At 74.4% G+C, this 20186-nt stretch carries 15 protein-coding genes and 3 pseudogenes; 8 read left to right on the top strand and 10 right to left on the bottom strand.

The genetic code is table 11. From position 1 onward, the window contains the following. The first annotated feature begins 240 nt into the window (after positions 1–240). A complete protein-coding gene (locus DDQ41_RS26550) occupies positions 241–1026 on the top strand; it encodes a (2Fe-2S)-binding protein (RefSeq protein WP_262508688.1) in 786 nt (261 codons plus the stop codon). Positions 1027–2083: 1057 nt separating this feature from the next. Further along, positions 2084–3139, top strand: a complete 1056-nt coding sequence (locus tag DDQ41_RS26545) for a DUF2637 domain-containing protein (RefSeq protein ID WP_109296727.1) — start codon at positions 2084–2086, stop codon at positions 3137–3139. A gap of 256 nt (positions 3140–3395) precedes the next feature. Here the strand turns inward: DDQ41_RS26545 and DDQ41_RS26540 are convergent, their stop codons facing one another. From DDQ41_RS26540 to DDQ41_RS26530, 3 genes and pseudogenes are all read right to left on the bottom strand, one after another. Beyond that, complete coding sequence (locus DDQ41_RS26540) at positions 3396–3809, bottom strand: ATP-binding protein (RefSeq protein WP_172607557.1); 414 nt, start codon at positions 3807–3809, stop codon at positions 3396–3398. A 216-nt stretch (positions 3810–4025) separates the two neighbouring features. Continuing rightward, positions 4026–4299, bottom strand: a pseudogene (locus tag DDQ41_RS26535) (hypothetical protein); the annotation flags it as partial. A 38-nt stretch (positions 4300–4337) separates the two neighbouring features. Next, positions 4338–6146 (bottom strand): protein phosphatase 2C domain-containing protein, encoded by a 1809-nt coding sequence (locus DDQ41_RS26530; RefSeq protein ID WP_109296724.1) that lies wholly within the window; start codon positions 6144–6146, stop codon positions 4338–4340. Positions 6147–6424: 278 nt separating this feature from the next. Here DDQ41_RS26530 and DDQ41_RS26525 point away from each other — a divergent pair. Further along, positions 6425–7402 (top strand): annotated as a pseudogene (locus DDQ41_RS26525) (helix-turn-helix transcriptional regulator); the annotation flags it as partial. Positions 7403–8089: 687 nt separating this feature from the next. On the opposite strand, the gene rsgA reads toward DDQ41_RS26525, so the two are convergent. Beyond that, positions 8090–9094: a ribosome small subunit-dependent GTPase A gene (rsgA, locus tag DDQ41_RS26520; RefSeq protein WP_109296723.1), complete on the bottom strand. Its 1005-nt coding sequence runs from the start codon at positions 9092–9094 to the stop codon at positions 8090–8092. Between the two features lie 721 nt (positions 9095–9815). On the opposite strand from rsgA, the gene DDQ41_RS26510 reads away from it, so the two are divergent. Beyond that, a complete protein-coding gene (locus tag DDQ41_RS26510) occupies positions 9816–10586 on the top strand; it encodes a VOC family protein (RefSeq protein ID WP_109296721.1) in 771 nt (256 codons plus the stop codon). A gap of 380 nt (positions 10587–10966) precedes the next feature. On the opposite strand, the gene DDQ41_RS26500 is transcribed toward DDQ41_RS26510, so the two are convergent. Continuing rightward, positions 10967–11227 (bottom strand): acyl-CoA carboxylase subunit epsilon, encoded by a 261-nt coding sequence (locus tag DDQ41_RS26500; protein ID WP_109296719.1) that lies wholly within the window; start codon positions 11225–11227, stop codon positions 10967–10969. A 7-nt stretch (positions 11228–11234) separates the two neighbouring features. After that, complete coding sequence (locus tag DDQ41_RS26495) at positions 11235–12482, bottom strand: cytochrome P450 (RefSeq protein WP_109296718.1); 1248 nt, start codon at positions 12480–12482, stop codon at positions 11235–11237. Between the two features lie 344 nt (positions 12483–12826). Here DDQ41_RS26495 and DDQ41_RS26490 point away from each other — a divergent pair, with 344 nt between their 5' ends. The 3 genes from DDQ41_RS26490 to DDQ41_RS26475 are packed head-to-tail and all read left to right on the top strand — an operon-like array spanning position 12827 to position 15854. Then, the gene (locus tag DDQ41_RS26490) at positions 12827–13903 is read left to right on the top strand and encodes a type III polyketide synthase (RefSeq protein ID WP_109296717.1); all 1077 of its coding nucleotides are present in this window, start codon (positions 12827–12829) and stop codon (positions 13901–13903) included. A 2-nt stretch (positions 13904–13905) separates the two neighbouring features. Then, complete coding sequence (locus DDQ41_RS26480; protein ID WP_262508578.1) at positions 13906–15297, top strand: cytochrome P450; 1392 nt, start codon at positions 13906–13908, stop codon at positions 15295–15297. After that, positions 15294–15854, top strand: a complete 561-nt coding sequence (locus DDQ41_RS26475) for a cupin domain-containing protein (protein ID WP_109296716.1) — start codon at positions 15294–15296, stop codon at positions 15852–15854. The genes DDQ41_RS26480 and DDQ41_RS26475 overlap by 4 nt, the downstream gene beginning before the upstream one ends. On the opposite strand, the gene DDQ41_RS26470 is transcribed toward DDQ41_RS26475, so the two are convergent. The 3 genes and pseudogenes from DDQ41_RS26470 to DDQ41_RS32710 form a co-directional block, all read right to left on the bottom strand. After that, entirely contained in the window at positions 15829–16128 is a 300-nt protein-coding gene (locus DDQ41_RS26470) for a hypothetical protein (protein ID WP_109296715.1), read from the bottom strand. The genes DDQ41_RS26475 and DDQ41_RS26470 overlap by 26 nt on opposite strands. Before the next feature lie 200 nt (positions 16129–16328). Beyond that, positions 16329–17438 carry a sensor histidine kinase gene (locus DDQ41_RS26465; RefSeq protein ID WP_109296714.1) on the bottom strand — a complete coding sequence of 370 codons (1110 nt, stop codon included), beginning with the start codon at positions 17436–17438 and terminating at the stop codon, positions 16329–16331. A gap of 395 nt (positions 17439–17833) precedes the next feature. Further along, positions 17834–18529 (bottom strand): annotated as a pseudogene (locus tag DDQ41_RS32710) (response regulator transcription factor); the annotation flags it as partial. Between the two features lie 450 nt (positions 18530–18979). Here DDQ41_RS32710 and DDQ41_RS26455 point away from each other — a divergent pair. Continuing rightward, positions 18980–19390: a VOC family protein gene (locus DDQ41_RS26455; RefSeq protein WP_109296712.1), complete on the top strand. Its 411-nt coding sequence runs from the start codon at positions 18980–18982 to the stop codon at positions 19388–19390. Here DDQ41_RS26455 and DDQ41_RS26450 read toward each other — a convergent pair. Further along, on the bottom strand, positions 19312–20064 hold the full coding sequence (locus DDQ41_RS26450) for a helix-turn-helix domain-containing protein (protein ID WP_116426643.1): 753 nt from the start codon (positions 20062–20064) through the stop codon (positions 19312–19314). The genes DDQ41_RS26455 and DDQ41_RS26450 overlap by 79 nt on opposite strands. Positions 20065–20186 lie beyond the last annotated feature (122 nt).

The raw sequence follows: 20186 nt of genomic DNA, 5'->3' as shown, positions 1-20186 counted from the left end.
GTGTCGCGGGCCCGGCAGACGGCGCGGGCCCTGCGTGCACGATAGGGGGCCGGGGTCACAGTTCAAACACGGATCACGTCGGGTAAGGTAAGGCTAACCTGCCAACGATCGCGATTCGGTGGTCCTCGTATGACGGTCCCCGCTGCTCTCCACGACGCGCGGCCTCCCGCCCCCTCCGCCCCCTCCGCCCCCTCCGACCCTTCCGCGTCCACGGCGCCCCTGGCCGGCGCGTATGCGCGGATGTCCGCGGTGTTCCCCGGTCTCGGCGTGCGGCAGCTCGCGGACGGGGAGCCGACGCCGCGCGGACCCGGCTGGGTCGCGGCGGAGGACCTGGCGGCGGGCGGCGCGGCTCTCGACGCGTTCCTGGCGTGGGACAGCGCACAGGTGCTCCGGGACTACGGGCAGCGGGCCCGTCAGGACGTCGTGGCGAGCTTCGGGCTCCACCGCTATGCCTGGCCTGCCTGCCTGCTGGTCACGGTCCCGTGGTTCCTGGAGCGGCGGGTGCCTCGGCTCCCGGTCGAGGACGTCGCGTACCAGCGGTCCCGCGGCCGGATGGCCGTCCGCGTGCGCGGCTTCGCCTGCCTGCCCGGCGATCCCGCTGCCGCGCTTCCGGCCGCGCGGGTGGTCGCCGACGAGGACGCCTTGCGCGCGGAGGTGCGCAACGCCGTCGCCGAGCACTTGGAGCCGGTCCTCGACGGCTTCGGCCCGCGCATGCGGCGGGGGCGGCGGGCACTGTGGGGCATGGCCACGGACGAGATCGTCGAGGGCCTCTGGTACGTGGCGCACCTCCTCGGCGAGGAGCGCCGCGCGATGGCGGAGCTGGCGGCTCTGCTGCCCGGCACCACCAGGCCGTACGTCGGCACGGCCGGCTTCCGCGAACTCACCGGTCCGTCCGGGGAGCCGCTGCCCACCAGGGACCGGGCGAGCTGCTGCATGTTCTACACACTGCGCCCCGAGGACACCTGTGTCACCTGTCCTCGCACCTGCGACGCCGACCGTGTGCGGCGGCTCGCCGCCCGGGACTGACATCCCCCGGGGCATCCCGGCACCGCTCCCCGGGGCCTTTCCCCGGCACCGCTCCCCGGCGCCCGGGCATCCGGTCGCGCCCCGCGAAGTGGTGCAGGTGACCAGGTGCTCCACATTCCGGTTCGGGGCGCATGGCGATCTCCGTGGAGGCGGCAACCCACGACAGGTCCCGCTGAATCGGGTCGAACGCCCGATCCGGCCGAGTCACCGTCTCCCACCCGCAAACTCCGCCCCCTTGGCCACCTGCACCACCCGGCGGGACGCCATCGGCATCCGGAGCCGCCCCAGCGACGGCGGTCGAACCCCGTTCCCGTCGCCCGCAGGCACGTTCGAGGTGGCAGCACCTATTCGGAGGGCCCGCACACCTGTTGGCGTCCTCTTGCCGGGAAAGCCCGTGCGCGCGAGGGCACTTGCGCAAGTATGGCGGGCGAGGAACACCACACGGCACCGAGGCGGGGGCACCGCATTCCTCCCCCCGGCCCCGACCCACCACCCCACCGTCGCACCGTGGCACCGTCGCGGCGGAGGGGATTCCCACGGCTCGCCACGGGGATCCCGCCCGGTCGCCGACTGCCCCCGTACGGGAGGACTTCCGTTGAGGTCTCATACCGACTCCACAGGCCGCCCCCCGCCGGGACACCGCAACCGGCGGAGCGTCAGCCGGCCCCGGGCCGGGGGCAAGCCGCGGCGGAGGCCGGGATGCCCGGTGTTACACCGCGCCGTCGGCATCGCCTACGACTGGCTATAGTTGACCCGTTCCTGCCGCACCCACACCTCGGCACGGACCTCGATCGCCATGTTGTAGACCTTCCGCCCACGCTTCCGGACGTGCGCGACAGCTCGGCTGCCTGCGCATCGGCCGGTCAGAGGCGGTACCGAAAGCCCGCTTCGTGCGAGCGGTCACCGCTCGCCAACTACCGCACCAGCTTGTGACCACCTGACGGGCTGTCGGTGGTGGACACCGAATCACCCTGGTGGCGACTCGGCTCTCCCGCCCCGCTCCGCAGGAGTCCGAATCCTCCCCCGCCCGAAGGCAGGGGTCTCCCGGAGGTTCCCGATGAGACTGACCGACATATCGCTCGACTGGCTGCTCCCGGGCGGTGTGATGCTCGCCGGGGTGGTGGCGGCGGTGGTGGTGCTCGCGCGCGGCAAGCGCGCCCGCGACAAGGCCGCGACCGAGGACTCCTGGGAGCGCAGCGAGGAGCGCCGCAGACGCAAGGAGGCCCTCTACGCCACCGCTTCCTACGTGCTCCTCTTCTGCTGCGCCGCCGTCGCCGCGGCGCTGTCGTTCCACGGTCTGGTCGGCTTCGGCCGGCAGAACCTGAACCTGTCCGGAGGCTGGGAGTACCTGGTCCCGTTCGGCCTCGACGGCGCCGCGATGTTCTGCTCGGTACTCGCGGTGCGCGAGGCCAGCCACGGCGACGCGGCGCTCGGCTCGCGCATCCTGGTGTGGCTGTTCGCGGGAGCCGCGGCCTGGTTCAACTGGGTCCACGCTCCGCGCGGGCTCGGCCACGACGGTGCGCCGCAGTTCTTCGCCGGCATGTCGCTGTCCGCGGCGGTGCTCTTCGACCGCGCCCTGAAGCAGACCCGCAGGGCCGCGCTGCGCGAACAGGGCCTGGTTCCCCGCCCGTTGCCGCAGATCCGGGTCGTACGGTGGCTGCGGGCGCCCCGCGAGACCTTCGGCGCCTGGTCGCTGATGCTGCTGGAGGGCGTCCGCACCCTCGATGAGGCGGTCGAGGAAGTGCGCGAGGACCGGCGGCAGAAGGAGCAGGAGCGCATGCGCAGGCGCGAGCGGGAGAAGCTGGAGCGGGCCCGGCTGCGGGCGCTCAGCCGGCAGCACCGGGCATGGGGCCGGCGCGGCGGCCGGCAGGTGGAGGTCACCACCGGCTCGGGCGGTGGGCACTCGGGTTCCGCCCCGGCCGTCGAGCCCGTCGCGGAGCCTGCCATAGCAGAGCCGGGACAACTGCCGTCGCGCTCAAGGCTCTCCCTCGAGGCGGTCAAGACCAGTGACCCGGTCACGGTCGACCTGACGGCCGAGGACGACACCCAGGCGCTTCCCCGCCTGGACTCCCTTGAACGCAAACTCAAGCACCTTGAGCAGCAGTTCGGCTGACCCCGGACCGCCGCCTCTCCACCGACCGGCCACCGACCGGCCACCGATCGACAACCGACCAACAGTGATCGACCGCTGATCGGCCGCTGATCCACCAGCGGCCGCCCACCATATGACCGCGGGTGGGGCCCACCACGGGCCCCACCCGCGGTCATATGGTGGGCGTATGGGGCGCGCCCCGCCCCCGGGCTCGCGCGTCATGCCCGCCCGGGCGCAGATCCGGCCCGAGACCGACTCCGTGTACGACGCTCACGCGTCACGCCCGCCCGGGGCGCAGCTCGAACCAGACCGCCTTGCCCAGTCCGTGGGCCCGGACCCCCCACGCGTCGGCCAGGCTCTGCACCAGCAGCAGGCCCCTGCCGTGCGTGCTCTCGTCTGGCACCGGCTCACCGGGCGCTTCCACCAGCCCGGCCGTGAAGTCCCGCACCTCGACGAGGAGTCGTGCGGGTGCCACCGTGGCCGTGACGACGGCCCCTTCCTCCGTGTGCACCAGCGCGTTCGTCACCAGTTCGCTGGTCAGCAGCTCCGCCACCTCGGCCGAGCCCGGCTCGCCCCAGTGCCCCAGGAGGGCCCGCAGCGCCCTCCTCACCTCCGCTACCGCCCTGAGGTCCGCGCGCCGGACGCTGCGCCGCAACTGCGCCGCTCCCGAGCTGCCTTGACGCCCCGCCATTCTCCCCCACCGCACGTCGGAACGGTCCCTTCAGTCAGTCGTCCCGTCCGGCTCGAACAGGCACTGCCGGAATGCATGCCCCGCCACCGTGCAGTCACGCCTGCCGATTTCACGCACCGTCACCAAGGCGGTACATTCCGCAAGTTCGAGCGAGCCGTCCCGACCATCCGGACCGCTCGCCCCCGTTCACCACTGTTCACCACTGTTCACCACTGTTCACCACTGTTCACCGCCATTCACAGATGATCGCCACTTCTCGTGACCGTTCGCCACCGTTCGCCGCTGTTCTCGACCGCAGTCCGGCACGATCCTGTCGGCGCGGAGCGTGAAGCCGGTCACCGTCTCGGCACTGATCTTCGACGGGATGGACAGGACGTCCGGGTCGGTGACGAGGTCGACGATGTCGACGGGCCGGACCGTCGTGCGCTGGGGCGTCGTCCCCGAGGGCACCCGCCGGCCGTTCCGGCTTCTCCACCCGGAGCCCGGCGGCGGCCCGCGGGCACGGCGCTCGCCATCGAGCCATGGCGGTCACGCATCCCAGACGGCACACGCCGTACGGTCGTCGGCGTAACCCTTCACCCTCAGCTGGATGTCGGCCAGGTACGCGGCGAGACCGGGCGGCTCCGTCTCCGCCCAGCGCGCCGCCAGTTCCCCGGCGAACGCCGGCTCGCCGTGCATCGGGTCGGCCAGCCCGCTGCTGCAGAGCAGCAGGGTGTCACCCGGGCGGGCCACCGAGGCGCGGAACCGGAAGGGCTCCGCCGGGGGTGGGACGGGCGCGTCGATGTGCGGCGACGGAGGCGTCGTCACGCCCAGATCCATGGTGAGCCGGTCGCCCTCGCGGGTCTCCTGGGGCGGGGAGCCATAGCCGACGACCGGTTCGCCGGAGAGGGCGTCGGGAGGAGACGGCTCCAGGTCCTGCCAGCCGCCGTCGCGGAGGCGGAACAGGCCCCCGGCGCCGACGCCGAAGAACACCCGCGTGCGGCAGGCGTGGTCGGCGGGCAGCAGCAGGCACCGCAGGCTCGCCGTGTACTCCTCCGGAGGAACGCCCAGTTCGGCCGCGCTGGCGCGGAGCCTGCCGAAGGACCGGTCGGTGAGCCGGTGGAGCCCCGACTTGAGGTCGCCGCGCCGACCGGCCCTTATGTCCTCGGCCAGCCGGCTGTGGCTGCGGCCGACGGCATCGCCGATCAAGCGGCAGGCGTCGGCGGCGGCGAGGTGCGCCCCCTCCGCGGCCCGCGCTCCGGTGGCCACGGCGACCAGCAGGAGAGCGCCCTCACCGGCCCCGAAGCGCGCGGTGAGGAGCGCGTCGCGGCGGTGCTCACCGCGGTAGCGGGCCGAGTCGCCGCGGACGGAGGCTGCCCGCAGGGTGAACGCGCCGTACCGGGCGCCGTCCAGCACGGTGTCCGCGACGAGCCCGTCGAGCTGCCGCGGATCGGCGGCGGGCAGTGCGGTGGGCTCGGCGTCGTAGGTGGGCGGCCGGTCCCCCACATACCCGGCCCTCCCCCGGTCCGCGACCTCCTTGCGCCGGCCCCGCGGCACGGGCCCGAGCCGCCCCGCGGTGCGGCTCTCCCTCTCCGGATCGGGGGGTGCGGCGGCGGGCGGCGCTGCCGCGGGCCGCCGCGGGGGCTTCGCGGGGGGCTCCCCCGCACGGTCCCGCCGGGGCGGCACGGGCGGGGGCTCGGCGGGGGCCGGTGCGGGTGAGGCCGGCGGGCGCGACGGGGGAACGACGGCCGCGGAGGGCCCGGACCCGGTACGGGAGTCGGACGGCGGTACGGGCGGCGGTACCGACGGCGGCGCGGACAGTGGTACGGACGGCGGCCGGGCGGGAGCCGGAGGCACGGGCGGCGGATCGGCGAGGGGCACGGAAGCGGGCACGGGCGGCGGATCGGCGTAGTCCACCGGGGTACGCGGATCGGACGCGGACGCCCCCGACGACGCCCCCGACGACGCGCCCGGCGGCGCGCCCGGCGGCGCGCCCGGCGGCGATGGCGCGGATGGCGGTACGGGCGACTTCGCGGACGTACACGGCCCGGACCCCGCGCGGGACATGGGCGGGTCCCCGCCCGGGTCAGGGGTACGCGGGGCGGTGGACGCCTCCCAGGGGGCGGCGCCTCGGCGGGACGGGCCCCACCAGGTGCCTACCGGGCCTACCGGACTTACCGGGCCTTCGGGGCCTTCGGGGCCTTCGGGGCCTTCGGGGCCGACGGTGTCCACCGCGGAGTCGTAACGGTCGTCGAGCGTGTCGCCCACGGCGGCGGGGCCGGCGTCCGGGGCGGACTCGTCGTACAGCCGGTTCCACCAGTCGTCGCCCGCGGCGGGCCTCTCCCCCTGCTGACTCATACCCTCATTGTCCACCGCAAGAGCCTTGCGAAAACGGCGTATTCCGCGGAACCCGGCCCGGTGGCGGGTGCGCCGGGCCGGACCGGTCCCCGTCCGAGCGGGCGCGGCGGGGTGCCGAGGCGATCGGCACACGTCGTACACACGCTCCGCGGGCAGGGCGACGGATCTTCCGGCCGCACTGCGGGGATGATGTGGGCGGCGGGTTCACGCCGTGACCGATCTCCGCCACGATCGTGCCCGCGGCAGGCGGAACGGTGAGATCCGGGGAGGACTCAGGGGTGCTGGGAGCAATTGGTCTCGACGCGAGGCTGGAATCGGCCTACCGCGCGCTGGTGGCGCTGGGTGCCGCGGAGGTGGCCGATCTGACGCGCCGCCTGGCGCTCCCGGAGGCGGAGACCGAGCGGGTGCTGCGCCTGCTGGAACACCAGGGGCTGGCCGCCCGGTCGTCGGCACGCGCCGACCGCTGGGTGGCCGCCCCGCCGGGGGTCGCGCTCGGCGCCCTGCTCACCCGGCACCGGCAGGAACTCGAACAGGCGGAACTCGCCGCGTCGCTGCTGGCGCACGAGTACCGGTCGGAGACCGCGGAACTGCCCGTGCACGACCTGGTCGAGGCGGTCTCCGGCGCCCGCGCGGTGGCCCACCGCCTGCGCCAGCTCCGCCTGGGCGCGTCCGAAGAGGTGTGCGCTCTCGTCACCGGGCAACCGGTGGTCTTCTCCGGAGCGGACGACGAGGCGGAGTTGCGGGCGGGACCGGGCGTCGTCACCTACCGCGTGGTCGTCGAACAGGAGACACTGGCGCTGCCGGCCGGACCGGCCGAGATGTCGTCCTCGCTCGGCCGCGGTGCACAGGTCCGGGTGGTGGACCGGGTGCCCGCCGAACTCGTCGTCGCCGACCGGGCGCTGGCAATGGCTCCCCTGGCCGGCCGCGGTTCGGAGCCGGCGGCTCTGGTGATCCGCGCAGGCGGACTGCTGGAGTCGCTGACGGGCCTCTTCGAGGCCGTGTGGAGGGAGGCGCTGCCGCTGCGCCTCGGCGGGTACGGCGACATGGCGGAGGACGGACCCGCCGTCCCGGACGCCACGGACCTGGAGATCCTGTCCCTGCTGCTCGCCGGGCTGACGGACGCGAGCGTCGCCAAGCAGCTCGATCTCGGCCTCCGCACGGTCCAGCGACGGGTGAAGGGCCTCATGGAGCTGGCCGGCGTGACGACCAGACTCCAACTCGGCTGGCACGCGTACGACAGGGGGTGGGTGGCGCGGACGGACGGCGAGGGCCGGCCGGGCGTCCCGAGATCGGGCGGGTCCGCGATCGCCGGGACCAACGCGACGCCCACGGCCAACGCGATGCATGCGATGGACGCGATGCATGCGATGGACGGAGCAGCGGAGGAGACGGGCGGGCAGACCTCCGGTGTCGGCACCGGTGCCGACACCGGTGCCGACACCGGTGAGACGGCGACGGCACGTTCGGACGGACCGCCGGCGCCGCGGACGCATACGGAAACGACGTACGGGACTTCCGGCGGAACGCGGCCCGAAGCATCCGCCGCCGATACGGGAAGGGCCGCGGCCGAGTGGTGAACGCCGAGGGCGGTCGGCGACGGCGCACCGCGGCCATGGACGGTCCGAGCACGCCCTGACCCGCTCGAACCCGCCCCTCGGCGACCCGGCGACCGGTGGCCGGTGGCCAGTGGCCGGTCGCCGGTGGCGCGGGCCGAGGGCCGAGGGCCAGTCGCCGAGGGCCGAGGGGCCCGGCGGAGGTCCACACACCGCCCGGTAACCGTGACATCGAGGTCGGGCGGGGCGGTCTCCGGCGTCCCGGCCCGAGGCCGCCCCGCACCAGGGCCGGTGACGGCCATACCGGCGGGCGCCGCGTTACGCCCGCCCCGCGCCCGCCCCGCGCCGGCGTTCCCGGGGCCGCTCGGCCCCGGGAACGCGCGGGAGAGGTCAGCGCAGCCGGCCGCCCCGCTTCGCCTCGCCCGCCGCGCGGCCCTCCGCGTGCTTGCGCTTCCAGTCCCGGCGGATCTCCGCCCGCAGCCGGGCGTCGGTCTTGGCGACGATGCGCTGGTTCTCGCGGACGAGCTTGCGATAGCTGTCAAGCCGCCGTTCCGGCAGCGATCCGTCGGCGAGCGCCGCGAGCACGGCGCAGTCCGGCTCCGCCTCATGGGCGCAGTCGTGGAAGCGGCAGTCCTGGGCCAGGTTCTCGATCTCCGAGAAGACCTCCCCCACTCCCGTGCCGGCGTCGAAGAGTCCGACGCCCCGCAGACCGGGGGTGTCGATGAGCACACCGCCACCGGGAAGTACGAGGAGGTTCCGGGTCGTCGTGGTGTGACGGCCCTTCCCGTCCACGTCACGCGTGGACCGCACCTCCATGGCGTCCTCGCCGAGCAGTGTGTTCGCCAGCGTGGACTTGCCCGCTCCGGAGACGCCGAGCAGCACGCTCGTACCGCCGGAGACGACCGCCGCCAGGACGTCCGTACCCTCGCCGGTCAGCGAGCTGACCGGCAGCACCTGGACACCGGGCGCCGTGGTCTCCACGTCCTGCACCAGGTACGACAGGGCGGTCGGGTCCGGCACCAGGTCGGCCTTGGTGAGGACGACGAGTGGCTGCGCCCCGCTCTCCCAGGCGAGCGCCAGGAAGCGTTCGATCCGTCCCAGGTCGAGTTCGACGGCGAGTGAGACCGCGATGACCGCGTGGTCGACGTTGGCCGCGAGGATCTGCCCCTCGGACCGACGGGACGAGGTGGAGCGCACGAAGGCGGTGCGCCGCGGCAGACAGGCCCGTACATACCGGGGGGTGCCGCCCTCGGGGTCGACGGCCGCCCAGTCGCCGGTGCAGATCACACGCAGCGGGTCGTGCGGCGTGACGAACGCCGTGTCGGCGCGGACGGTTCCGGCCTCGGTGACGACGTCGCACCGGCCCCGGTCCACCCGTGCGACCCGCCCGGGCACCAGGCCGCTCGCGGCGTAGGGCGCGAACTCGGCGGAGAGCCCCTCGTCCCAGCCGTACGGGGCGAGCGGGTGCGGTGCGAGCGGGTGCGGTGCCCCGGCACCGGTGCCGGCAGCGGCACCGGCCGCAGCGCGCGGACGGGAGAGCGGGGGCGCGTCTGCGGGAGCGGCGGTGCCAGCCCGGGAGGAGGAAGGAGGCCGGGAAGAGGAGTGCGACGAGGAAGGCGATGCGGAGTGGGATGAGGAATGGGATGAGGAGGAGAGAGACAAGGGGGAACCCTTCACACGGGTGGCCCCGGCCTCGCGTGCGCACAGGCACGCGGAACAGCGGATCGGTCAGCCGGCGACCACGGAAATGGGAGTGATGAGCCTCGGGTTTCGGGCAGCGCCCGGCGCAGTGACCGTCATCAACGTCCTCACCTCCGTGTGTTCCTCGGTGCTCGTGGGTGCTCTCGACCGTGCCTCGCGCACGGCGGCGACGCCAGAGTAGCCGCTTCCCCGCGAGTGTGCCAACGCGTTTCGCGGGCGCCGGCCAATCGCCGTCGACCCCCGCTGCGGTGGCGACCGGCCCGATTCTGTTGAAGGGTGTCAGGGAGTGGCCGGCCGGCCCAGCACAGCGGAGCCCCGTCCCGCGTGGCACAGCCCGGCCCGGCCCGGCACAGCCCAGCACAGCCCGGGATGAACACGAATGAGGTGAACGGCCTTGGCGAGCACTTCACCCGGGGTGCCGGGCACTCCGTGCTGGGTGAGCCTGGCGACGCGGGACATGCGGGCCGCACAGGACTTCTACGGCGCGGTGTTCGGCTGGGGGTTCGGGCCCGACCGCCGGACCGAGGGGCATGTGGTCGCCCATGCGGACGGCGAGCCGGTCGCCGGTCTCGTGGAGTCCGCGCAGAGCATGGGGGTACGGCTGCCGGTCGCCTGGACTGCGTACTTCGTGGCCGACAGTGCCGACGCGGCGGCGGCACGCGTGCGGGAGCGGGGCGGGACGGTCGCCGTGGGGCCGCTGGCGTTCGGTCGGGGGAGGACGGCCTGGGCCGCCGACCCGCTGGACGCGGCGTTCGGCATCTGGGAAGGGCCGGCCGCACCGGGGTGGCAGGCCGGACGGGGAACCGGCGCCGTGGCGTGGCTGGAGCTGCACACGCGGGACCCGTTCGCGTCCGCGCTGTTCTACGGCGGGGTGTTCGAGTGGGACGCCCATCCGGACGTCATCGATGTGCGCTACGAACACGACCGGGTGATGCTCCGCGCCGGCGGCCGTACGGTGGCGGGGATGTACGGCGGTGTTCCGGACTCCGCCGACGCGGCGATCCACCCGCGGTGGCACGTCCACTTCTGCCGGGACGACGTGGACGCCGCGGCGGCCCGGGCGGCCGCGGCGCACGGAACCGTCGTGGCACCCCCGCGGGACACACCGCTCGGGCGGACGGCGACGATCCTCGACCCCGAAGGCGGCCTGTTCCATCTGTCGTCCGTCGACGGCGAGACCTCCTGAAGCACCCCCGCGCCGGCCGTCGGATCCTGACTCCGTGCCCGCGCCGCCGGCGCCCGCCCGACCGGCGCACCCGACCCGCGCCGCCGGCGCCCGCCCGACCGGTTCACCCGGGGAACGCGCCGGCCCCGTCTGCCGGAAGGGCGGAGACGGAGCCGTACACCGGGGCGGCGGGGGCGTACGCGGGCGCCCGGAAGTGCCCGCGGAGTACCCGGGAGTGCCCGGGAGTGCCCGGGAGTGCCCGGGAGTGCCCGCGGAGGGTGCCGCCCCGCTCGCGGGGGACGGTCACCGGCCCCGCGTACCCGGCGGGGTGCGCGGGTGTCCGCCGTCCGCCTGGTCCAACGCCGCCACCGCACGGTCCCGTTACCCGCCCCCGGCCGGGATCAGCGGCCGCCCGGGTCGAACGCCGTCACCGTCCGGTCCCGTTCCCGCCAGGAGCCGCAGGGCCGGAAGCCGGCACCCCGCGCGCGGTCCCAGTGGGCCCGACGCGGTCCACCGTCAGGTGTGCCGCCGTCAGGTGTGCCGCCGCCCGCGGCGGCGGGGTCCGCCCTGCGGCGGCGGGCGACGAGGGTCAGCACGGCCATCACGGCGGCCAGTTCCTCGGCGTCCGGAGCGCCGCGCACGACGCGCAGATCCACGTCCACAGCGGCCTCACCAACTCACCGGGAGGGACTTCGGCCCGCGGATCAGCGCGCCCCGCTGCCAGGCGATCTCCTCCGGGGGAACCGCGAGGGCCAGCCGCGGGCAGCGCCGCAGCAGCGTCCCGAGCATCACCTCGGACTCCATCCGCGCCAGCATGGGGCCCACGCAGTGGTGCGGGCCGAACCCGAACGACAGATGCGGGACCGGCGGGCGGTCGAAGTCGAGGGTGTGCGGGTCGGGAAAGACCTCGGGATCCCGGTTCGCGGCCAGGTACGAGCAGTAGACCGCCTCACCGGCCCTGATGCGCACACCGCCGATCTCGACGTCCTCGGTGGCGATCCTGGGCAGGCCCACCCCGTTGCGGTGCGGGATGTAACGCAGCAGTTCCTCGACCGCGCGCGGCAGCAGCCCGGGCTCGGCACGCAGCCGGGCCAGTTGCTCCGGACGGGTGAGAAGCGCGTACACCATGTTCGCGCTGTTGTTGCGGACCGCGTGCGCCCCGCTCACCAGGATCGCGGTGGCCATCGACAGCGCTTCGTCGTCGCTGATCTCCCCGTCGGACGCGGCTGCCGCGAGCACACCGGCCAGGTCGTCCGCGGGCTCCGCGCGCCTCCGGGCGAGGAGGGCCCCGACGACCTCGCGGACGGATCTCCTGCCTTCCTGGCTGCGGGCCGGGTCCGGCGCCGGCGCCATGATGACATCCGTCCACCGGACCATCCTGGTGCGGTCCTCCTGGGGCAGCCCCAGCAGATCGCCGACGACGCACAGCGGGAACGGCCCGTGCAGGTGCCGCACGAGATCGGCCGGCGGCCCGTGCCGCTCCATCTCGTCCAGCAGTGCGTCGGCGGTCCGCTGGGCCAGGGGTCTCAGCCGCTCCATTCCGGCGCCGGTGAAGGCGCGGGCGACGACCCGGCGCATGGTCGTGAGACGCGGTGGGTCCGTGTAGTTGAGGGAGGCGTGCCGTGCGGCGATGGCGTGGGGGGATCCGCTGGTCACGTCCCGGTCGGCGAGGGCCCGGCGGCTGAACCGGGAGTCCGAGGCGACCGATTTGACGTCGTCGTGTCGCGTCACGAGCCAGGCTGTGCCCTCACCGTACGGCAGGCGGATGCGCGCCACCGGCTCCTCACGGAGGACCGCGGCCAGGAACGGGTCGAAGTCCAGGGCCCTCAGGTCCTCGAGGTCCCAGTGGCGAACGCCCTCGCCCCCCGCAGGGACGGGTTCGGCCACGGCCGGTGCCCCGGCTTCTGGCGTCTTCACGTTCGGCTCCCAACGTCCGGCGCCCGATGCCGCCGCGGCCCCCGGTGACGCCGGGTGAGCGGGGCGGGCGGCGTTCCACGTCCATGGCATCCCTTCCCGGCCGCCGTGCGATCGGGACGCCGCCGGTCCGCCGTCACCCGATCGGCCCAGCCCCCGTCGGCCGCCGCGCCGCCCGGAGAGCACCCGTCCGCCGTCACCCGGACGGGCCAGCCCCGTAGGCCGCCGGGACGGCGTCGTCCCGCCCTCACCCGGACGGACCAACCGCGAGGGCTTTCCTCGGCGGGCGCGAACGGGTGACCTACCCGATCCTTTGGGAGGGGAACGCGAGAGAAGGGCGCACCATCATGGCCACTCTGTGCCGACCGGCGGTGTCCGTACCCGAACACGTGATCACCATGGAGCAGACGCTGGACCTGGCGCGGGCCGTCCACGCGGACCATCCACAACTGGACCTGGCGCTTCGCCTGATCCGGAACACGGGGGTGGAGAAGCGGCATCTGCTGCGGCCGATCGAGGAGACCCTGAGGCATCCCGGCTTCGAACACCGCAACGCCGTCTACGAGTCCGAGGCGAAGGCCCGGGTGCCGGCCGTGATCGAACAGGCGCTGGCAGAGGCCGAACTCAGAGCCGTCGACATAGACGTGATCATCTATGTGTCGTGCACCGGCTTCATGATGCCGTCGCTCACCGCCTGGCTGATCAATTCCATGGGCTTCCGCACGGACGCGCGCCAGGTGCCGATCGCGCAGCTCGGCTGCGCGGCCGGCGGGGCGGCGGTCAACCGGGCCCACGACTTCTGCACGGCGTATCCGGAGGCCAACGCCCTCGTGGTGGCCTGCGAGTTCTGCTCGCTGTGCTACCAGCCGACCGATCTGGACGTCGGAAACCTGCTGTCCAACGGGCTCTTCGGTGACGGACTCGCCGCTGCCGTGGTGCGCGGCCGGGGCGGCCGCGGTGTCGCCCTGGAGCGCAACGGCTCCTATCTGGTGCGGGACACCGAGGACTGGATCGCCTACGACGTGCGCTCCACCGGCTTCCATTTCAAGCTGGACCGGCGGGTTCCGGGCACCATGGAACCGCTGGCGCCGGCGCTCAAGGCGCTCGCGGCCGAACACGGCTGGGACGCGGCCTCGCTGGACTTCTACATCATCCACGCGGGCGGTCCGCGCATCCTCGACGACCTGGGGAAGTACCTGGGGGTGCCGTCCGAGGCGTTCCGGTTCAGCCGGGCCACGCTCACCCAGTACGGGAACATAGCCAGCGCCGTCGTCCTCGACGCCCTGCGCCGGCTGTTCGACGAGGGCTCGACCCGCCACTCCGCGCGCGGCATCCTCGCCGGCTTCGGCCCCGGCATCACCGCCGAGATGAGTCTGGGGCGCTGGACCGAGGCCCAGATGACGGCCCCCGTGGGGAGGAGCTGACCATGCGGGACAGGGCTTCCACCAGGACGACGCGGGCACCGGCCGCGACCGGACCGGCGACGACCGAACCGGGGGCATCCGAACCGGGGGCGACCGGAACGGCGACGACCGAACCCGGTGCATCCGAACCGGGGGCGACCGAACCGGGGGCATCCGAACCCGGTGCATCCGGACCGGGGGCGACCGGAACTACGGCATCCGAACCGGTCCCCCCGGTCCGCTTCTGGCCGGTACGTGAGCTGACCGGCGTGGAGTTCGATCCGGACCTCGCGGCGCTGATGCGGGAGGGCCCCGTGACCCGGATCAGGCTCCCCCACGGCGAGGGATGGGCCTGGCTGGTGTCGCGCCACGCGGACGTACGGACCGTGACGAACGATCCGCGCCTCAGCCGCAGGGCGGTCGCCGGCAGCGATGTCACCCGGCTGGCACCGCACTTCATCCCGGTGGACGGGGCCGTCGGCTTCGAGGACCCGCCCGACCACACCCGGCTGCGCCGTGCCGTCGCCCCCGCGTTCACCAGCGGCGGCGTGGAGCGGCTGCGCGAGCGTGCCGGGGCCATGCTCGACGAACTCGTCGACGGGGTCCTGCGCGACGGGCCGCCGGCCGACCTCGTGGCGCGGGTCCTCGCGCCGTTCCCGCTGGCCGTCGTCTGCGAACTGATGGGCGTGCCCGCCGAGGACCGGCCGGCGATGCACGAGTGGACCTCGCTGATCCTGTCCTCAGCCGAGGGCGCCGGGCGCAGCGAGCGGGCCAGGAACGCGATGTGCGGCCACTTCGAGCGGCTGCTGGCCGAGCGGCACGGCACCGGCGGGGAGGACGTGATCGGGCTGCTGTCCGCGGCCGTCGCCGACGGCGAGATCACCGGGGCCGAGGCCGTCGGGCTGGCACTGCTGATCCAGATCGGGGGCGAGGCGGTCACCAACAACACCGGGAACATGGCGTACCTGCTGCTGACCAGGCCCGAGCTGATGGACCGGCTGCGCAGGGAACCCGGGGTGCGTGCCACGGCCGTCGACGAACTGCTGCGGTGGATACCGCACCGCAACGGGGTCGGGCTGTGCCGCATCGCGACGGAGGACCTGACCGTCGGCGGCCGGCGGATCCGCCGCGGCGAGGCCGTCTACGTCTCCTACCTCGCCGCCAACCGGGATCCGGAGGTCTTCTCCGACCCGGACGGGATCGCACTGGACCGAAGCCCCAACCCCCATGTGGCGTTCGGATACGGCCCGCACTACTGCGTCGGGGCGCTGCTCGCCCGGCTGGAGACCGAGTTGCTGTTCGCCGCCCTGGTCGACCGCTTCCCAGGGATGCGTCTGGCCGTGCCGGAGGAGGAACTGCGCTGGCGGCCGGGCGCGTTGATCCGGGGCCCCGAGGGATTGCCGGTGGTCTGGTGACCACCCATGCCGGGGCGTCGGCAGGCGCCTGCACCACGTCGGCCGAGGGACTGCTCGTGCCCCCGGGCCACGGCCGCACGCTGCGCGCGGCGGCCCAGGAGGTCACCTTCAAGGTCACCGGTGAGCGCTCCCGGGTGTCGTCCAGCTTCGAGGTGGTCGTCCCTCCCGGCTTCGATGTCGGGGCGCATGTGCACGCCCGCAGCGAGGAGCTGTTCTACGTGCTCGAGGGCGAGTTGGAGATGCTCGCCTTCGAACCGCGGGTGCGCACGGGCGGCGACTGGCGGGACTGGGAGTCCCCGGGCGGCGGACGCCCGGTGCGGGCGGGACCGGGCACGGTCGTCGTCGTGCCGCCCGGCTGCCCGCACGCGTTCGCCAACCGGACGGGGAAGCCGGCGAGGATGTTCTTCCAGGCGTCCCCGCCGCCCGACCACGAGCGGTACTTCGAGGAGTTGATCGGCATCCTGGACAGGGCCGGCCCGCCCGACCACGAGGCGATCGCCGAACTCCGCTCCCGCTACGACATCGAGCAGCTCACGCCCCTGCGCCACGGGGCCTGACCCGCGCCGGGCCCGGAACGCGGTGCGCCGCCGTGCCGGGCGGGCCCGTGCGGTGCAGTCCCGCCACCAGACCGAACATCGCCTCCTCGTTGCCGGCGAGACCGGCCGCGGCGAGGGCCTCGTCCGCCTCCGCCATGGGGGCACTCAGCAGCACGGGGGGCGGGGCACCGTCGCCGGGAGGTTCGGCGAGGGCGGCTCGCACGGCGCCGAGCAGCCGCACATACGCCTGCGCGGCGGCTCGTTCACGGGACGTCATCACTGCGGTGGCACTCATCGGTCGGCCGTTCCTCTCGAGTCGTCTCGCGTCACATGTGACGGTGCGTACGCAAGCCTGCCGCACGGCACTGACATTCGGCTTCGGAAACCGCCCTCGGAGGTCTTCGGCGGGAGGCTTTCGGCCAGGCCGGCGGGTCGGCCGCGACCGTCACGACTGCCGCAACTGCCGCGACTGCCGCGGCAGGCCGACCACGTCGGTCACGGAGCGGCGGGCAGGGTCACCTCGAAGCGGCAGCCGCCCGACACGTTGTGGACTCCGGCGCGGCCCTCGTGGGCCTCCACGATGCCCCGGACGATCGCAAGGCCGAGGCCCGCCCCGGCGGGAGGGGTACGGGCCTCGGTTCCGCGCCAGCCGGTGTCGAAGACCCGCGGCAGGTCCTCCTCGGGGATACCGCCGCAGCCGTCGGTCACGGACAGTACGACGGAACCCTCACGGCGTTCGGCGGCGACCGCGACCGTCCCGTCGGAGGGGGTCCGCCGGATCGCGTTGACCAGCAGGTTGGCCAGGACGCGTGTCATCTCCTCGGCGTCGACCTCGATCGGCACCGGCTCGACCCGGTCGCCGACGAGCCGCACCCCGTGCTCCCGGGCCAGCGGTCCGGCTCCCGCCAGTGCCTCGCCTACCAGGTCGTGCGCGGAGATCCGGGTGGGGGTGAGGGCGAGAGCGCCGGCGTGGATACGGGACAGCTCGAAGAGGTCTCCGACCATCCGGTTCATCCGCTCGACCTCGGCGCGGATCTGCCGGAAGTACCGCTGGGGGTCCTGGACGACCCCGTCCTCCAGGGCCTCCGACATGGCCCGCAGCCCGGCCAGCGGGGTGCGCAGATCATGCGAGATCCAGGCGACGAGTTCCCGCCGGGAGGCTTCCAGGGCACGTTCACGCTCACGGGACTCGGCGAGCCTGGCGCTGGTCGCGGCGAGTTCCCGGCCCAGCTCCGCGAGTTCCGCCGTGGCCTCGCGTCCGGGGACGGCGAAGCTGCCCTCCTCCCCGAAGGTGCGCGCTGCGCGGGCGAGTTCGCGGCTGCGGGCGACCACCCACCGGCCGAGCAGCAGGGCCGTGGCGAGGGACACGACCGCGGCCATCGCGACGACCGTGGTGACGACGGTCAGATCGTGCGGGGACAGGAACATGGCCCGGGCGACGGCCAGGGTTCCGGCGAGCATGGCCATGACGGTCACACCGGCGACCACGGTCAGCGAGACGGTGACGGACCGCCGGCGCAGCATCCGCAGCAGCACGGCACCGACCAGGCCGGCCGCGGCAGCGCCGAGGAAGGCGATGAAGGCGATGAGGAGCACGTCGCTCACGGGAGTCACCCGCCTCCGGCCGGGGCTGCACCCTCGTCGGGGGTGTCCCCGTCCGGCGCCCGGCCGCCCGGACGGCCCTCCGGTCTCCGCACCTCGGGGGTCCGGCCCTCCGGTCTCCGCACCTCGGGGGTCCGGCCCCCGGGGCTCCGCTCGTCCGGGTTCCGGCCCCCGGGGCTCCGCTCGTCCGGGTTCCGGCCCTCGGGGTTCCGCTCGTCCGGGTTCCGGCCCCCGGGGCTCCGGTCATCGGGGCTCGCGTCGTCCGGATGCCGCCGTCGGCCCGGTCTCCGCTCGCCGGACCTCCGCCCACCCGGTCGCGGCTCCTCCCCCGACGCGGGCGCGGGCCGTTCGTACCGCCGCGCCGCCAGGGCAGCACCTTCACCGTCGGATACCGCTCCCCCCGGCTCCGCGGGCGCGTCGAAGCGGTAGCCGACGCCCCAGACGGTGTGGATCAGTCGCGGCCGGGCCGGATCGTCCTCGATCTTGCCGCGCAGCCGCCGCACATGGACGGTGACGGTGGACAGGTCGCCGAAGTCCCAGCCCCACACCTCCCTCATCAGCCGTTCCCGGCCGATGGCCAGACCGCGATGGCGCATCAGGTGGAGCAGCAGATCGAACTCCCTCAGGGTGAGGCCGACTTCCGCGCCGTTCTTGACGACCCGGCGGGCCGAGGGGTCCACGGTGATCCCGGCGCAGCTCAGCACGGGACCGCCCGCGGAGCCGTCGGCCGCCGCCCGCCCGCGGCGTAGCACGGACTCCACCCGCAGCACCAGTTCGCGCGGGCTGAACGGCTTGGTGACGTAGTCGTCCGCCCCGGTCTCCAGACCGAGGATCCGGTCGTCCTCGTCCCCGCGGGCGGTCAGCATGACGACCGGGACCGGTCCCCGGCCGCGGAGCCTGCGGCACACCTCCAGGCCGTCCATGCCGGGAAGCATCAGATCGAGGACCACCAGGTCGGGCCAGTGCTCCCCGGCGGCCTCCAGGGCTCCGGGCCCGTCCGCGGCACGCACCACCGCGTAGCCGGCGCGTTCGAGGTACCCGGTGACCACTTCGGCGACGGTCGGATCGTCGTCGACGACCAGGATGTTCTGCATGCCCCCAGTCTTGTCCGGCAGGACCCCCCGGCGCGCCCCCGGCCCCTTACGAATCCGTGACGAAGCCCGCCGTCCCGCCCCGCACGGTCTCCGCCCGGGGCACCCGGCGATCGGCCCACCGCCCGCGGGACGAGGGGCCGGACCGGCAGAGGCGCGGTCGTCCCGCCCTGCTCCGGCAGGACGACCGACTCCCCGAACGCCCGGCCCCGCCCCAGTCCGGCCCCGTCCGACTCCGGCCCCGTCCGACCCCGACCCCGTCCGTCCCCGTCCGTCCCCGTCCGTCCCCGTCCGTCCCCGTCCGACCCCGACTCCGGCCCCGCCCACGCCCGGCCCCGTCCGACTCCGACTCCGACTCCGCCCACGCCCACGCCCGGCCCCGTCCCCGTCCGACCCCGCCCCATGTCCGATTCTTTCAAGACGCCGCCGCACGGTTCGCCCTACGGTGTCCTCATGACTCCACGACTCGATGCGGTCGGCCTGGTCGTCTCCGACATGGCCGCCTCGCTCGCCTTCTACCGCCGGCTCGGCATCACCATCCCCGAGGGGGCCGAGTCCGCCCCGCACGTCGAGGCCGTGCTGCCCGGTGGGCCGCGTGTGCTGTTCGACACCGAGGACACCATCCGTTCCTTCGACCCCGGCTGGACACGCCCCGAGGGCAGGGACCGGGTGGGGCTCGCCTTCCTCTGCGACAGCCCGGCCGAGGTGGACAAGACGTACGAGGAACTCGTCGAGGCAGGACACCGCGGCCATCTCGCTCCCTGGGACGCGTTCTGGGGCCAGCGCTACGCGATCGTCCTCGACCCGGACGGTGCGGAGGTGTCGCTGTTCGCGGGCCTGGACCCGGAGGTCAGCTCCACGTAGCGGCCGAGGGTGAGTCCGGCCAGGTCCCTCGTCTCGCGCGCGAGGTGCGGCTGGTCGGAGCAGCCCGCGGCCAGGGCGGCCTCGGCGTACGGCACGCCGTCCCGGACCAGGGCCAGGGCACGCTGTAGCCGCAGCACCCGGCCGAGCGTCTTCGGCCCGTACCCGAAGGCGTCCAGGGAGCGGCGGTGCAGTCTGCGGGTGCCCAGCCCGACGGCGGCGGCGGTCGCCGCCACGGTGGCGCCCGCGTCCAGACACTCCACCACGGCCCGCAGCAGCGGGTCGGGCGGGGCGGTGTCGGCCGCGCGACCGAGTGCCACGGTCTCCAGCGCTGCCGGCCGGTCCGGTGCCTCGGTGACCCGTTCCGCCAGCGGCCGCACGCTGCGGGCGGGCCAGACGTCGCCGAGGTCCACGCGCAGGTCGCGCAGTTCGTGCGCGGGGACGCCGAGGAGGGCGGGACCGGTGCCCGGCGCGAACCGCACGCCGCAGTAGGCGGAACGGGTGCGGTCGGGCGGCTGCGCGCGGGTGTCCGGTCCGGCGACCAGCAGTCGGCCGTCGGTCCACATCAGGTCCATGCAGCCGTCGGGCAGAACGGGCATGACGGGACCGGGGCCGGGGCCGGGCTCGCTGTTCCAGACGACGGCTCCGTCCAGCAGGGAAGCCCGTTCGGCGTACACGAAGCCGAAGCTAGGGCAAGCCCGGGAGGTTCCGCTTCCCGCCGTCCCGCGGGCCCCCACCCCGGTGGTCCGTGTCCGGGTGGCCGTCTCCGTTCCGACCGTCTCCGTTCCGACCGTCCCCG

It is taken from the genome of Streptomyces spongiicola (assembly GCF_003122365.1).
Classification (GTDB): Bacteria; Actinomycetota; Actinomycetes; order Streptomycetales; family Streptomycetaceae; genus Streptomyces; species Streptomyces spongiicola.
Note: the sequence above shows the minus strand (reverse complement) of the source record. Positions and strands in the feature narration are given on the sequence as shown.